This is a genomic window from Variovorax sp. Root411 (genome assembly GCF_001425205.1).
In the GTDB taxonomy this organism is placed as follows: Bacteria; Pseudomonadota; Gammaproteobacteria; order Burkholderiales; family Burkholderiaceae_C; genus Variovorax.
This window is the reverse complement of sequence record NZ_LMDW01000016.1, coordinates 299,501-314,433: the sequence shown is the minus strand read 5'-3', so window position 1 is coordinate 314,433 and position 14,933 is coordinate 299,501. Positions and strand designations below refer to the sequence as shown.

The following is a 14,933-nucleotide window of genomic DNA, read 5'->3' as shown; positions in this document are numbered from 1 at the left end:
GCAAAAAGTAAGGCCCGGCTAAACTTCAGGGATGAAATTCGTGCACTGGCTGGTACTGGGATGTGTCGTTGCGCTGCCGCTGTCGGCGAGCGCGCAATGGCAATGGATCGACAAGAACGGCAAGAAGGTCTTCAGCGATCAGGCGCCACCGCCCGATGTGCCCGAGAAGAACATCCTGCGCCGCGTGGGTGCGCCGCCAGTGTCGCGCGCGAATCCCAACGTCGATGCACCGCCCGCCGAAGGCGCGACTGCAGAGGCTGGTGCACCTGCCAAGACGGCGGGCACACCGAAGCCCACTGGCGTCGACAAGGAACTCGAGGAAAAGACCAAGAAGGCCGAGGCCGAGGAAAAGGCCAAGCGGGCTGCAGAGGAAGCCAAGGTTGCGAAGGCCAAGGCCGACAACTGCGCACTCGCGCGCCAGGGCAAGGCCACGGTCGACAGCGGCATCCGCCTTGCCAAGGTCAATGCGCAGGGCGAGCGCGAGATCATGGACGACGCTGCGCGCGCCGCCGAGCAGAAGCGCCTTCAGACAGTCATCAACAGCGACTGCAAGTAACCGGCGCTCAGTAGCCGGCCTTGCCGCCCTTGCGGCGATTCGCAAACAGGCCTGTGCCCCGAGCACCCTGGCGCTGGAACCGCTCCCGGCGCGCCACCTTGGGGTCCACCTTGAGGGGCCGGCACAGCTCGATGCGGTCGCCGTCCTTCAGGGCCTGCTCCCACTCAACCACCTTGCCCCAGATGCCCGGCGTCATGGCGTGACGCCAATCGAGATCGGGAAAGCGCAGAGAAAGATCGCTGGCCCGGACCGCTTCGGCCAGCGTCGTGCCGGGCGCAAGCTGCAAGACCTGCTCGAACACCTCGCGCTCCGCCGGCGAGCAGCTCAGTGTGACCTCGATGATCATCAGGACGAGCCGTAGACGTGCTCGGCGCGCTTGACGAAAGCCTCGACCAGGCTGGAGGCGATGGTGTCGAACACCGGCCCCACCAGTGCCTGCAGGGCGAAGTTGCTGAAGCCGTAGCTCATGTGCAGCTCGACGCGGCAGGCGCGCTCGCCCTGCTCGCCCACGGGCACGAACTTCCATTTGCCATCGAGGTTGGAGAACGGCCCGTCGACCAGCTTCAGCTGCACCTCGCGCCCCGGTACGTGCGTGTTGCGGGTGGTGAAGCTCTGGTGCAAACCGGCGAAAGCCAGGCCGACTTCGGCCGTCATGCCGGCCTCGTCCTGCTCGAGGATGCGGGCCTTGTCGCACCACGGAAGAAACTGCGGATACCTCGCCACATCGATGACGAGCGCATACATCTCTTCGGCGCTGTACCAGATCAGGACGGACTTGTTGACTGTTTTCATAGAATCGGCACAGCGTGCGCGACGGATTGTATTGAAGCCATGCAGCCCCCACATTCCCGAGTCATGGCCACAAAGAAACAAGATACCTCCTCCCGCATCGCCGACAACAAGAAGGCCGCGTACAACTATTTCTTCGAAGAGCGTTTCGAGGCCGGCATGGTCCTCGAAGGCTGGGAAGTCAAATCGCTGCGCGAAGGCAAGGTGCAGCTCACCGACGGATACGTGGTGATCCGCAACGGCGAACTCTTCGTCGTCGGTTGCCAGATCAACCCGCTCAAGAGCGCGTCCACCCACGTCAATCCCGATTCGGTCCGCACCAAGAAGCTGCTGCTGAAGAAGGACGAGATCCGCCGACTGATAGGCAAGGTCGAGCAAAAGGGTTACACGCTAGTGCCGCTCAACCTGCACTGGAAAGCCGGCAAGGTGAAGTGCGAGATCGCGCTCGCCAAGGGCAAGGCCGAGCACGACAAGCGCGACACCATCAAGGACCGCGAAGGCAAGCGCGAGGTCGAGCGCGCGATGAAGAACCGCAGCCGCTGAGTCTTTTCCCGCAGGCGCCATCTCCAGCAGGTTGCCGCATGACCCTTTTGCTCGAACTCGCGACCCCGGCCTACCGCAATTTGTCGTGATGACCGCATAAACTGCCGGCTCGCGCAATCATCCTGCCTGGCCTGTCACCAAGCTTGTTGTCGCGATTTTTCAACTGAAGGAGAAACTGCATGAAATTGCTCAGCGCCTCGATCCTCGTGGCGGCCTTGCTCGCCGGCTGCGGCGGCATGTCCAACAAGACCGCCAGCGCGCCCGACACGCCCACCCGCACCGCCAATGGCGTGCTGGTCGGCCCGAATGGCATGACGCTGTACACCTTCGCCCGCGACACCGCCGGTGCAGGAACCTCCGCCTGCAATGCACAGTGCGCCGCTAACTGGCCGCCGCTGCCGGTGTCCGAAACGGCCAAGCCCATGGGCGGCTACACCATCATCATGCGTGAAGACGGCAAGAAGCAATGGGCCTACAAGGGCTGGCCGCTCTACTACTGGGCGAAGGACAGCAAGCCGGGCGACAAGACCGGCGACGGCGTCCTGAACGGGGCCTGGAAGGTTGCCCGTCCCTGATCCCGTAGTCTCCTGAGTGTGAAAGGCCCCGGCGAATGCCGGGGCCTTTTTTCTTTTCCGCTTGTTGATAGAACTGAATTCGCGAAGCGAATTGCGGAAATTTTAAAATGTGCCCCCAATTCGCAATTAAGAATTACATCCTGGAATACACTCTGCGAGATCGATTTGGTGATCATTCTCTCGCGCGCATATTTAAATATTGCAAGCCCTATGCTCAGAAGGCTTGCAATGAACAGCAAATTTCAACGAAGGCCAGCGGACGTGAGTGCATTGATGCCGGTCGGAGCGATGCCCAGGGAGCTGGTCGATAAAGAAGGGACCGGATCCAAATCTTTTGCCTGCGTGCGAGGTTTCGGAATGAAAAACAGGACTGTGCCGATCCACCAAATCAGGGCGGACTTGCTCACGCCAGTAGAGAACTTCGAGCAGTGGCGCGACAGTCTCTCGAGTCTATTCGAAACCCTTCCTCCCGATTTTGAAGCTGACGCGTTCCGCGCCGACCTCACGGCCTACAATTTCGGCGGTTTTCTGCTCGGCCTTTCCAGTGCCTCGCCGCTGGTGTTTCGCCGTGATCGACAACTTGCCTCCGCCGTTGGCATCGACCATCTGATGCTTCAGCTCTACGTTTCGGGCGAGTGCGAGTTCGAGGCGGATGGCCAGGCAGCGCGTGGCAAGGCCGGCGATGTGGTCTGTTTCGACATGTCACGGCAGATGAGTTCCCGGACTTCGCCGCTGGCAACGATAAGCATCGTCATCCCACGGGAACTGCTTCGGCTCGCCCCGCGCACCTTGGACACGCTGCACGGTGCGGTGCTTGACGGCGAGACGACATTCGGAGCCCTCCTGCGCGAGCATTTGACGTCCATGGCACGGGTCGCTCCCCAGATCGACACCAATGAAAGCAGGCTCGCTGCCGAGGTCACCGCAACGCTGGTCGCGGCGAGTCTTTCGGCTGCCGTTTCGGGACGTGACGCCATCGTGGGCAGCGACCTGGTGGGGGGCTCGCTGCAGGCGATCCAGAGCTATATCGAGCGGAATCTGAACAACGTCGCTTTGTCGCCCGAAATGCTGATGCGCCATTTCGGACTATCGCGCTCAGCGCTGTATCGCACCTTCGAGGCGCTGGGCGGTGTCGCCGAGTACATTCGCGGCCGTCGCCTCGATCGCGCCTTCCTGCGTCTCAATTCAGCAGGCGCCGGCCGGGGCAGTGTTTCGAAGCTGGCCTTTGCCTGCGGCTTCAGCACGGAAGCTGCGTTCTCACGGGCGTTCCGCCAGCGCTTTGGGATGCCGCCGCGCGAAGCGCTCCTAGAAGCGGACCGGCGGACCCTGACCAGAGCGCACCTCGTCAGCCCGCAGGACAATTGGCTGCAAACTTGGCTCGAAGGCCTGACGCTCTCGAGTAGTTGAGATCGAATTGCCGGCAATAGCTGCCACGCAATTCTTCTGCGCGCAATGGCAATTATGCGGGTAATTGCCATGAGGGAATACCCTCAATCAATCTCAGCCGGATAACGACGAGCGCATTCATCGTTTTCCTGCTGCTCCATGCCTGGGCGTCGCCAGCAATTATTCAGCCACCAAGAACTGGTGATTTCGAATCGTCTCTGACCCGATCCGCGCACCACCGGGGCCGATTGAGACGAATTCTGAATAGTCTGGGACGAAATGGCCGATAGCGCACTTCTGGCTGACGTTACATTGTCAAAAGTGGTGTTGCCAATTGTTTTTTAAGCAATGGCCCAGCAACAGCCGCCGGGCTCATGCAACCAAAAAAATTCATAGCTTGCACAAGGCACGGCCTGCCAAAGGTCGCCGCCATCCGATGAATACCGCCATTGTGCATCCATCATTTCATCCTTTCTTTCTGAAAAGAATTCCATGCCAAACCAATTTTTCCCGCCTTCGGAAGTCCCGCGCGATCAGCGGTCGAATCGCCGGACCCGGTATTCCTGCTTGGCACAACTCGCGCAGGGCGGTGTCTGCGCGCTGCTCGCGGGCGCTGCCATGGCGGCGTCCGCCAACAACGTGGGCGAGAACAGCGCCTGGCAGTTCCAGATCTCGACCGACAAGGCCAACCAGGCCGCGGTCCAGGACATGATCCAACGCAAGAAGGCCGGCTCCTATGGCGCGGCCAACTACACCACCAACAACTACGTCGGGCGTCAGTACAACTGCGACGTCGGTGCGACAGCCCAAGGCAACCAGGGCAGCAACAGCACGGTCGCCAATTCGCCCAGCACCACTGGCGCGGCGGCCGACTCCACCGGCAATGCGAACACCGGCTATGGAGGAACTGGCACGGTGAGCACGGGGCAGGCCAACAGCGGCACGGTCGGCTCTGCCGTGATCGGCTCGACCAGCAGCAGCGTGCAAGGCTGGTCCAGCCAGGCTCTCAACTCCAACCAGACCAACACCGGCAGCCAGAGTGCGAGCGTGAGCGGCAGCACGGCATGCGCGTTCGGCGCCCTCAACTAACAGGGAAGAAAAAAGAAATGATCACACTCAAGTCGATCCGCGCCCTGGCTCGTCCAAAGGCGGCCAGCCGCAGCCTGCTGGCCGTTGCCGCCACAATGAGCCTGGCCGGTTGCGTGATGGCGCCGCAGCAGCGCATGGCACCGAACGAAGCGCCCATTGTCCTGGGCCCCGCGGTGCGCGAGAACGTCACCCCCATGGAGGTCGTACTGGCCTGTTTCGGCGACCACGTGGCCGCCACCCACCGCCCGCCCATCGTCATCACTGTGGGCGACGTCAAGGACTACACCGGCAAGTACAGCATCAACGAGGGCAACGCCATCACGCAAGGCGGTGCGCTCATGGTCTATTCGGCGCTCGGCAAGCTCGGCGGCGCGGTGCAGGTGGCCGAGCGCTTCGACCCGGTGATCGCCGAGCGCGAACTCGGCTATGCCGACCGGCGCCAACTCGGCGACGGCCGCACGCACCAGCTCGCGGGCCCCAACGGCGGGCAAACGGTGCCATGGCTTCCCTATTTCGGCGGGTCGATCAACAAGTCGGACTACTTCATCGTCGGGGGGATCACCGAACTCAACTACAACATCCACTCGGGTGGCGGCGAGATCGGTGTGAACCAGATCGGCGTGAAGGCGCGCACCTTCAGCCAGTCGGTGGGTGTGGACCTGCGCATCGTCGATACGAAGACGCTGATGATCGTGAAAACCATCAGCCTGACCAAGCAGTTCAACGGCTACGAAGTCGGCTTCAACGTCTTCCGCTTCTTCGGCAGCAAGCTGTACGACATCGACGTGGGCGCGAAGGGCCAGGAGCCCGTGCAGATGGGCGTGCGCGCGGCGTTGGAGGAAGGCGTGGTGCGCCTGGTGGCGGCGGTCGCGAAGATCGATCCCAAGCCCTGCCTCAGCATGCGCCTGTCCAACGAGCTGCAGCTCACGCCGGCCGAGGACCTGCGCAAGGTGGGCAACCCGCTCGTCGATGCCGCGGGCGCGCCGGTGCTGCAGGGCGAGGCGGTCAATGCTGCCAGCCAGACCGAGGCCAGCCTGTCGGGCTCGAGCGTGCAGATCCCGTTCGAGTTCGGCGCGGCTGCACTGACGGGAGGAACCCTGAACCTGCTCGACCAGATTGCTGCAGCCGCCGCCAAAGGCGCGACCGAGGTCGTGCTGGTGGCGCGGGACACCGAGAACTGGGATGCGGGCAAGCGCGACATGCTGACCGACCAACGCATCGGCGTGGTCAGCTCGGCACTCGCTTCCCGAGGCGTTGCGCCGGGCGGCGTGAGCATCACGTGGCGGCCGGACAAGGCAGACACATCGATCCATCGCGATGGTCCCGGCCTGCAGGAAGTGGCCAAGCTCCGCGTCCAAGGCACGGGAAGGAGCGGACCGGCCAAGCCGGCCCGAGAAGAAAACGCTACCGGAGGCAAGTAACGGACACGCAATCTTCAGTCTCATTGCATGGCCGGAGCGGTCCGGCCGGCAATTCGTCAGCCAGTTTTTTACAACCCAGGGAAATCTCATGAACAAGAATCGCAAGAATCACGGCCGCGTCGCCAGCACGCCCGTACTCAACAGCGTCGGCCTCGCTGTGCTCGCCACCCTGATAGGCGGCGGTGCACAAGCCGCCGACTCCTCCGTCCGCATCGGAGCGGGCCCCGCAACCGTCACGACCACCGGCTATCTGACCGTGCAGTCGGTGCAGGACGAGGCACTGCCCGTGGCCGCCACGGCATCGGACCAGGACATCGCCATCACCGTGGACGGCCCCCAGGCAGGCACCACCAACGCCGTGACGCGGAACCAGGTCGGTGCCAGTGCCACCGCCAACACCTTCGGCAATTCGATCGACTCGTCGCTCACAGGCAGCGCGGGGCTTCCCACGGAAGGCGCCGCCTCGCTCGGCGTGGCAACCAACAGCGGCGTGATCTCGAGCAGCGCGAGCGGCAACACCGTGGCGCTCGACCTCAACGGCTTCTCCAGCGGCGGGGCGTCCAACACATTCAACACCATCTCCGCGAGCACGACGCTCAACAATGGCACGTCCTCGATCGCAGGCACGGTGCCCAACGACCACGCCTCGGCCACGCCCGGCCTGGTGAACCTGAACTATTCGCCGGACAGCAGCTCCAGCAATGCGCTGGGCAGCAGCGTCATCACTTCGGCGCAGCAAGGCACGGGCGCCGGCTCGAGCGCAGTCGCCGCTGGCAACACCGTGTCGCTGGAGCTGGGATCCAACGCCACCAACGCCGTGGACTCCGCCTCAGCGCTCGACAGCAACACGATCTCGGCCACGCTCAAGGGCAACGGCGCAACCAGCACCGTCGACATCCAGGCCGGCGGCGCACCCGCGTTCTCCGGGTCGGCCGTTGTGTCGAACCAGCAGCTGAACACGGCCGTCGATCCTGTGGCCCACACTGCAAGCAACGTGGGCTCGACCATCGCCGCGACCATCGACAGCTCGGGCGCCGGCACGGCCAACACTCTGCAAGGTGCGTTGTCGGTGCAGGGAAACAGCATCACGAGCGCAGCCACCGGCAACGAGTCTCTCGGTGCCGCGGGCGTGGCCGGCAACCGCATCCTGCTGGGCGACGACATGTCGTTCGCGGGCTCGACGGGCCTCGCTCTCAGCAACAGTGCCTACATCGCCGACAGCCTCTCGGCCAACGTCATGGCCGACCTGGTGATCTCCAACAGCCAGGGCAACGTCGGTGCTTCGCTCGGCAGCGCGACCATCGGCGCGACCATTGGCGCCGGTGCACAGTCGATCGACGGGGGCTCCATCACGCTGTCGGACAACAGCGTCACCTCCACAGCCAGCGGCAACGCCGCTTCCAGCGCAATTGCCAGCGGCCAGAACGGCGCTTCGTTCGCCGGCACCGCGGCGGTCGCCAGCCAGCAAAGCAACTTCAACTCAGACGTGTCGGCCGTCACTGGTCTGTCGTTCATCGGCGCGGTGACCGGGCAAGAGGACGGCACCACCAACGCAAGCACGGTGGCCGTGGCCGGCAACCGCTCCGCCGCCACCGCCCACGGCAACAGCATCGGCCAGGGCCTGTCGCTCGAAGCCAATGCGCTGCCCCTCGGCGGCACCGCGTCGCTGATCGGCGGCCACCTGCCGGACGGCATCACGGCCCTTGGCGCAGCCGTCGTCAGCAACCAGCAGAACAGCTATTCAGGCGCCGTCAGCGCCTTGAACGCGGGCTCGATCATTGGCTTGTCGGCCGATTCGCGCGGCATTGCCGGCGACACCATCCACGGCAGCACGCTCACCGTCAGCGGCAATACCCAGGAAGCCGTCAGCTTGAGCAACAGCGCCTCCAACGCGCTGTCGCTCGCCGGCACCACCGTGGGTTCGGGCGCCGGCATCGTCAGCGTGCAAACCGTGGACGGCAACTCGCCCGTCTGGGCTGAACTGGCCGACTCGACGGCCAGCCTGCACGCGGGGACGCATGCGAGCGACAGCACCCTGTCGCTCGCAAACAACCTGCAACGCGCCATCGGCTACGGCAACTCGGCATCGAACACGCTGAACGTGGCCGCCAACAGCGCCGACGTGCAGGCATCGGGCGGGCCGGCCTCGATGGTGGATGTCGGAGCCCGGCCGGCTGTCGTGAGCGCCGCCTACGGCGTGCTGAACAACCAGTCGGTTCTGGGCGACGTGAGCGCGATGGCTTCGGGCATCACCGCGCCCGCCAACGCGCTGACCGTGCTCGTCGAGGGCAACGTGAACGGCAGCTCAGTGAGCAACGCGGACAATGCCTTCGTGGCCGCCGCCTACGGCAACGACGCCGCCAGCGCCATCGAGCTCGCGCTGGGCACCGGCGCGACGAGCGCTGGTTCTTCCTCGATCGCCAACGTGACCAACCTGCAGGCGGTGACCGGTTCGGAGATCACGGCCGCTAGCGGCACCGTGGTGAACACACTCATCGATGGCAATGTCTCGGCCTCGACCGTGTCCAGCTCAAACAATCCTGTCCAGGCACTCGCCTTCGGCAACCGCTCGACCGGCAACACGCTCGCCGTAGCTGGCAACACCATTGACACAGCCTCGCTCGCGCCGCTCGGCGGCGCCGTAGTCAACGGTTCGATGTCGACCACTGACGCGGCCTTCAGCGTCCAGAACGCCCAAACCGGTTCGGGTACGGTGACCGCCACGCAGTGGGACAGCCTGGGCGATACCGCAGCCAGCGTGTTCGCGTCCACCGGCGGCTCGGTTACCGGCTCGACGGTCGCGGCCAACGGCAACACGTCCACCGCGGCGGCCACGGGCAACAGCGCGGCCAACGGCCTGAGCATCGCGGCCAACGAGCTGGCGAGTTCCAGTGCACTGCAGAACTTCCAGGCGACCAGCGCCAGCGTGAATGCTCTGATCGGCCAGGCTGGCGTGGCGGGTTCGCCTGGCATTCCGGGTGGCCCGTTCAATTACACGGTCACGGGAACCCTGGTGTTCGGAACGTACGACAACGTGAGCGACACGTGGCTGGTAACGACCGGTACCTTGAACGTCAACGCAACGGGCTTCTCCGCCGATCAGATCGCGTATCTGATCGGCGACGGCTGGACTCCGGCTGGCCCCGGCATCTATCAGAAGAACGCCGCCGGCATGACACTTAGCCCGGTACGCTACGGTCAACTGTCGCCGGCAAGCGGCGGCGCGACATTCGTCGGTATAGCAGCGGGCATTCCCGCGACGGCAGGAACGCCGAACCAGGGTGGCGTCATGGTCGCGGTCGGGGAGAATGTCACCGGCTCGCTGCTGTCGGTCAAGGGCAACAGCACCAGCGGTTCGGTGGTCGGCAACAGCGCGTCGAACAGCATGGCAATCTCGGCCAACGAGATCACCGCTGGCAGCGGACAGACCGTGGCGAGCGCGGGTGTCCTGGCGGCCGGTACGGGTGCACAGGCGGACAACGCGCTGTCCAACGTGCAGCAAATCACCGGCGAGTCGGCGCTGAGGTCCAGCGTCCATGGCACTTTCGCCATCGACACGGCGCCGGCAGTTGCCATCGCCGGCTCGACGCTGAGCGTGTCGGACAACAGTCAACACGGCGCGGCCGTGGCCAACACGGCGGCCAACAGCCTGAGCGTGTCGGGCACCAACCTGTCGACTACCTCGGCGCTCGCTTCGCAGCAGTCGAGTGCTGCGGCCGTGGCCGCAGGCTCCAACCTCGAGCTGTATGCACCGGGCGCGGTGTCGGCATCGGCGGTGGAGTTGTCGCGCAACCAGAACACCTCGCTCGGGGTGATCAACGACGCGACGAACACGTTGACAGTCGGCACTGCCAACGTCTCGCCGGTGGGTGCTGCGGTGAATGCGCAACTCGTCGCCGGCACCGCCGTCGGCGACCATGTGCTCAACAACAGCCAGAGCGCGACGACCTCGGTGGGCAGCACGGCGACTACTCGGCTCTACAACCAGGACCAGACGGCCGCGGCCACCTCGGGACTGGTCGACAGCACCATGACGGTCACCGGCAACGGCACCGCGGCAGAAGCTTCCGCCAATCGCGCCGTCAACGCGGTTGCGCTGAACGGTGCAGCCCTCCATGGCGCCAGCGCCGGCCTCGCCAACACGCAAACCAGCGGCGCGGCGGTCACGGCTACTGCCAGCACCTCGGCCACGTTCCAGTTGGAAGGCTCCGCGCCGGCCACATCGCTGAACAGCGGGATCACGATCGGCGGCAACAGCACCACGGCATTGGCCCGTGGCAATTTGGCCAGCAATGCGCTCAACGTGTCGGCGGGCAGCAGCTACGGGATCCCGGAAGCGGCACCCGCCGGCAGCGTCTTGGGCGGCAGCACGCAAGCAGCCGCCGCAGTGCTGAACACCCAGGGCAACACCGGCAACGTGACCGCGGCCAGCACGGGGATCCACCAGATCGCACTCAATGGTCTGAATGCGGGAACAGTCCCGGGCATGGCCGGCGGTACGGCGGCCGTCGCGGCGAATACCGTCACGGCACGAGCCTACGGCAACAGCGCGACCAACACGATCTCGGTGACAGCGCCGGCCGCCGGCCGGCCGACTGCGGCAATTGGCAACTACCAGACCAACTCCGGCACCATCGCTGCGACGGCCACCAGCGTGAACTACGGCATTGGAATCTCCGGCGCCGCCGCTGGCAGCACGCTGCTCGCGTCGGGTAACCAGGTCACTGCCATTGCGGTCGGTAACTCCGCCGTGTCCACAATCGCGGCCCGCTAAGCGCCCTCACTCCAAGGCCCCGACAGATGTCGGGGCCTTTTCTTTTTGGCCCACGGGTGCGGCCTAGTGCGCGCTGGGAAGCGTGTTGTCCGCGACCGTGGTGCGCCGCCCGCGCAATGCCAGCAATTCGTTGAACACCAGCGCACCGATAACCAGCGCACCGCCGGTCAGCACGCTCGCTGCAGGCTGCTCGCCCGCGCCGATCCAGGCCAGCGCGATGCCGAAGATCACCTCCAGCAAGGCCAGCAATGCGACTTCAGGCGCCTTCAGCACCTGGGCGCACAGCACCGAGAGCACACAGGGAATGGCGAGCTGGAATACGCCCAGGAAAGCCAGCAGCCCGAGATCATGCGCATTGGCCCTGAAGGGCCAGGCGAAGGGCAACGTGAACAGCGCCGAGAGCACCGCGCCGATCAGCACGGCAGGCACCAGGTCGATCCTGTGGCCCTTGACTTGCGCGTGTTGAACCACGGTCCAGTTGGTCGCGCCGGCCAAGGGCACGCACAGCGCCACGAGCGTGCCGGCCAGCGAACCGCCGCCGCCCTGCAGCAGTTGCGTGCCGTACATCCAGCCGATGCCCGCACCCGCGACCACGATGGCCAGCCAGGTGCGCGCGGGCAGCCGATGCCCGATGAAAAAGCGCGCCGCCAGCGCAGTGAACAGCGGCCCGAGCGACATCGTGACGAGCACGCTGGCCGTCGAAGCCAGCGTGAGCGCGACCATGAAGGCCGTGAACATCACGGCCCAGCACACGCCGGAAATCCAGAGCTCGCGCCCGCCATGGCGCAGTTGCGAGAACACCGCGCGCCCCCGCCAAAGCGGCAAGATCACCAGCAGCGCCAGCATCGTGAAGAAGCTGCGCCAGAAGGTGATCTCGAAACTGTGCGCCTGCGCGAGGTGCCGCGTGACGACGCCCGCCGTGCCCCACATCAGGGTCACGACGGCCATCAGCCAGACGGCGCTGCCGTGCGTCAGGCGCATGAACGGTGCGGCGATCCGAAGGCGATCAGCCCTGCGACGTGTCGCGGCCTGCGCGCTTGCGCTCGTGTTCCTTCAGGTAGCGCTTGCGCAGGCGCACGCTCTTGGGCGTGATTTCGACCAGCTCGTCGTCCTCGATGAATTCCACGCCGTATTCGAGCGTGAGTTCGATCGGAGGCGTGATCTTGATCGCGTCTTCCTTGCCCGAGACGCGGAAGTTGGTCAGCTGCTTGGTACGCGTGGCGTTCACCACCAGGTCGTTGTCGCGGCTGTGGATGCCGACGATCATGCCTTCGTACACCGGGTCGTTCGCCTTCACGAACATGCGGCCGCGGTCGTCCAGCTTGCCCAGGGCGTAGGTGAAGATCTCACCGTCGTCCATGGAGATCAGCACGCCGTTCTTGCGGCTGCCGATCTCGCCCTTGTGCGGCTCGTAGCTGTCGAAGATGTTGCTGATGAGGCCCGAACCGCGCGTCAGGTTCAGGAACTCGTTCGTGAAGCCGATCAGGCCACGCGCCGGAATGCGGTACTCGAGGCGCACGCGGCCGCGGCCGTCCGGTTCCATGTTGACGAGTTCGCCCTTGCGCTCGCCCAGTGCCTGCATCACGCCGCCCTGGTGCTGTTCTTCGATGTCGGCCGTGACCAGCTCGATGGGTTCGTGCTTTTCGCCGTTGACGTTGCGGAACACCACGCGCGGCTTCGACACGGCCATTTCATAGCCTTCGCGGCGCATGTTTTCCAGCAGGATGGTCAGGTGCAGTTCGCCGCGGCCCATGACTTCGAAGACGCCCTCTTCGTCGGTCTCGTTCACGCGCAGCGCCACGTTGTGCTGCAGTTCCTTCTGCAGGCGGTCCCAGATCTGGCGGCTGGTCACGAACTTGCCTTCGCGGCCGGCCAGCGGACTGGTGTTGACGCAGAAGTTCATGGTCAGGGTCGGCTCGTCGACCTTGAGCATCGGCAGCGGCGCCGGGTTGGCGGGATCGGTCACGGTGACGCCGATGCCGATGTCGGTGATGCCGTTGATCAGCACGATCTCGCCGGGGCCGGCTTCGGTCGCCTGCACACGGTCCAGGCCCTGGAAGGTCAGCACCTGGTTGACGCGGCCCTTGACGGCCTTGCCGTCCGGACCTTCCATCACCACCACGTCCGTCATCGGCTTCAGGGTGCCCTGGCTGATGCGGCCCACGCCGATGCGGCCGACGAAGGTCGAGAAGTCGAGCGCGGAGATCTGCAGTTGCAGCGGCGCAGCGGGATCGCCCTTCTGCGAAGGCACGTGCTTCAGGATGGTGTTGAACAGGGCCGACATGTCGGGACCCCACTGCTCGCCCTGCGCGCCCTCTTCCAGCGACGACCAGCCGTTGATGCCCGAGGCATACACCACGGGGAAGTCCAACTGCTCGTCGGTTGCGCCGAGCTTGTCGAACAGGTCGAAGGCGGCGTTGACCACCTTGTCGGGGTTCGCGCCCGGCTTGTCGACCTTGTTCACCACGAGGATGGGCTTCAGGCCAAGGGCCAGCGCCTTCTTGGTCACGAAGCGCGTCTGCGGCATCGGGCCTTCCTGCGCGTCGATCAGCAGCACCACGCCGTCGACCATCGACAGCGCGCGCTCCACTTCACCGCCGAAGTCCGCGTGGCCCGGGGTGTCGACGATGTTGATGTGCGTGCCTTCCCAGGTCACGGCGCAGTTCTTGGCCAGGATCGTGATGCCACGTTCCTTTTCGATGGCGTTGTTGTCCATCACCGTGTCGACCACTTTCTCGTGCTCGGCAAAGGTGCCGGACTGGCGCAGCAGTTGGTCGACCATCGTGGTCTTGCCATGGTCCACGTGGGCAATGATGGCGATATTGCGGATTTGGTTGGTACTCATGGTGTCGCTTCGATCTGTTGTGCGTTCAAAAGAATTTGCTGGATTTCGATGGGGTTCAGCAAGCGCCCCGGTATCAGTTCGCCGGCCGTGACGTGGGCCGTGCCGAGGAAGGCAGGTGGCTCGGTGCCGAACACGGCCACCTCGCTCGCATCGGCCCAACTGCCGCGGCGGCGCAGTCCCGAGAGAAAACGTGCCGAATCTTCCGCGCCGAGCGTGACGCGGCTGTGGCCGTCCACCAAGGCTTCGGCAGGCAGGAGCCGTGCCAGTCGCTCTTCTTCGTCCAAGGCTTCAAGCGCCTCGAGCGTGATGCACTGGGCTTCGACGAAGCCGCCCGTAGCGGTGCGGCGCAGCGAGGTCAGGTGCGCACCGCAGCCCAGCGCCTCACCGATGTCTTCGCCGAGGGTGCGGATGTAGGTGCCCTTGCTGACGGCAGCAAGAATGCGGATCGTGTTGCCATCGATGGCGGCGAGTTCGAGCTTGTGGATCACCACGTCGCGCGGCGCGCGCTCGACTTCGATGCCTTCGCGGGCGTACTCGTACAGCGCCTTGCCGTCTTTCTTGAGCGCGCTGTGCATCGGGGGCACCTGGCGGATCGGGCCGGTGAACTGCGCCTCGACGCGCGCCAGGTCTTGCGGCGTGACGTGTACGGGCCGCTCGGCGATCACGTCGCCTTCGGCATCGCCGGTCGCAGTCTTGACGCCCAGACGGGCCGTGGCCTCGTAAGTCTTGTCGGCATCAAGGTGAAGTTGGCTGAATTTGGTGGCCGCGCCAAAGCACACCGGCAGAACGCCGGTCGCAAGCGGATCGAGCGTGCCGGTGTGGCCCGCCTTTTCGGCGCGCAGCAACCACTTGGCCTTCTGCAAGGCCTGGTTGCTGGAGAGTCCCAGCGGCTTGTCGAGCAACAACACCCCATGCACAGGGCGCCGCTGCACCCGTGTGCGTGGCGCGTTCATGG

General features: G+C 64.9%; 13 protein-coding genes. 7 read left to right on the top strand and 6 right to left on the bottom strand.

Features of this window, described 5'->3' with window-relative positions:
- Window positions 1-31 precede the first annotated feature (31 nt).
- Complete coding sequence (locus ASC92_RS18085) at window positions 32-556, top strand: DUF4124 domain-containing protein (RefSeq protein WP_056518404.1); 525 nt, start codon at window positions 32-34, stop codon at window positions 554-556.
- Window positions 557-563: 7 nt separating this feature from the next.
- On the opposite strand, the gene ASC92_RS18080 is transcribed toward ASC92_RS18085, so the two are convergent.
- Together ASC92_RS18080 and ASC92_RS18075 are read right to left on the bottom strand one after the other, a co-directional pair.
- Window positions 564-902, bottom strand: a complete 339-nt coding sequence (locus ASC92_RS18080; RefSeq protein ID WP_056518403.1) for an RnfH family protein — start codon at window positions 900-902, stop codon at window positions 564-566.
- Window positions 902-1,348 carry a type II toxin-antitoxin system RatA family toxin gene (locus ASC92_RS18075; RefSeq protein WP_056518402.1) on the bottom strand — a complete coding sequence of 149 codons (447 nt, stop codon included), beginning with the start codon at window positions 1,346-1,348 and terminating at the stop codon, window positions 902-904. The genes ASC92_RS18080 and ASC92_RS18075 overlap by 1 nt, the downstream gene beginning before the upstream one ends.
- Window positions 1,349-1,411: 63 nt before the next feature.
- On the opposite strand from ASC92_RS18075, the gene smpB reads away from it, so the two are divergent.
- From smpB to ASC92_RS18060, 3 genes are all read left to right on the top strand, one after another.
- Complete coding sequence (smpB, locus tag ASC92_RS18070; protein ID WP_007832247.1) at window positions 1,412-1,888, top strand: SsrA-binding protein SmpB; 477 nt, start codon at window positions 1,412-1,414, stop codon at window positions 1,886-1,888.
- Window positions 1,889-2,067: 179 nt separating this feature from the next.
- Entirely contained in the window at window positions 2,068-2,463 is a 396-nt protein-coding gene (locus tag ASC92_RS18065) for an ATP-binding protein (protein ID WP_056518401.1), read from the top strand.
- Window positions 2,464-2,691: 228 nt separating this feature from the next.
- Window positions 2,692-3,870, top strand: coding sequence for a helix-turn-helix domain-containing protein (locus tag ASC92_RS18060; RefSeq protein ID WP_235505873.1), 1,179 nt, complete (start codon window positions 2,692-2,694; stop codon window positions 3,868-3,870).
- Window positions 3,871-4,190: 320 nt separating this feature from the next.
- Here the strand turns inward: ASC92_RS18060 and ASC92_RS28920 are convergent, their stop codons facing one another.
- A complete protein-coding gene (locus ASC92_RS28920; protein ID WP_162245729.1) occupies window positions 4,191-4,343 on the bottom strand; it encodes a hypothetical protein in 153 nt (50 codons plus the stop codon).
- A 73-nt stretch (window positions 4,344-4,416) separates the two neighbouring features.
- Between ASC92_RS28920 and ASC92_RS18055 the strand changes: the two genes are divergently transcribed.
- From ASC92_RS18055 to ASC92_RS18045, 3 genes are all read left to right on the top strand, one after another.
- Window positions 4,417-4,938: a hypothetical protein gene (locus tag ASC92_RS18055; protein WP_082519630.1), complete on the top strand. Its 522-nt coding sequence runs from the start codon at window positions 4,417-4,419 to the stop codon at window positions 4,936-4,938.
- A gap of 17 nt (window positions 4,939-4,955) precedes the next feature.
- Window positions 4,956-6,359, top strand: a complete 1,404-nt coding sequence (locus ASC92_RS18050) for a CsgG/HfaB family protein (protein ID WP_056518399.1) — start codon at window positions 4,956-4,958, stop codon at window positions 6,357-6,359.
- Window positions 6,360-6,447: 88 nt separating this feature from the next.
- A complete protein-coding gene (locus tag ASC92_RS18045; RefSeq protein ID WP_056518396.1) occupies window positions 6,448-11,133 on the top strand; it encodes a beta strand repeat-containing protein in 4,686 nt (1,561 codons plus the stop codon).
- 63 nt (window positions 11,134-11,196) lie between these two features.
- Here the strand turns inward: ASC92_RS18045 and ASC92_RS18040 are convergent, their stop codons facing one another.
- Genes ASC92_RS18040 through truB form a run of 3 tightly spaced genes read right to left on the bottom strand, consistent with a single transcriptional unit; the run spans window position 11,197 to window position 14,931 of the window.
- Entirely contained in the window at window positions 11,197-12,114 is a 918-nt protein-coding gene (locus ASC92_RS18040) for a DMT family transporter (RefSeq protein WP_056518393.1), read from the bottom strand.
- A gap of 25 nt (window positions 12,115-12,139) precedes the next feature.
- A complete protein-coding gene (typA, locus tag ASC92_RS18035; RefSeq protein WP_056518392.1) occupies window positions 12,140-13,978 on the bottom strand; it encodes a translational GTPase TypA in 1,839 nt (612 codons plus the stop codon).
- On the bottom strand, window positions 13,975-14,931 hold the full coding sequence (gene truB, locus ASC92_RS18030; protein ID WP_056518390.1) for a tRNA pseudouridine(55) synthase TruB: 957 nt from the start codon (window positions 14,929-14,931) through the stop codon (window positions 13,975-13,977). Before truB ends, typA begins: the two co-directional genes overlap by 4 nt.
- Between the last annotated feature and the right edge of the window lie 2 nt (window positions 14,932-14,933).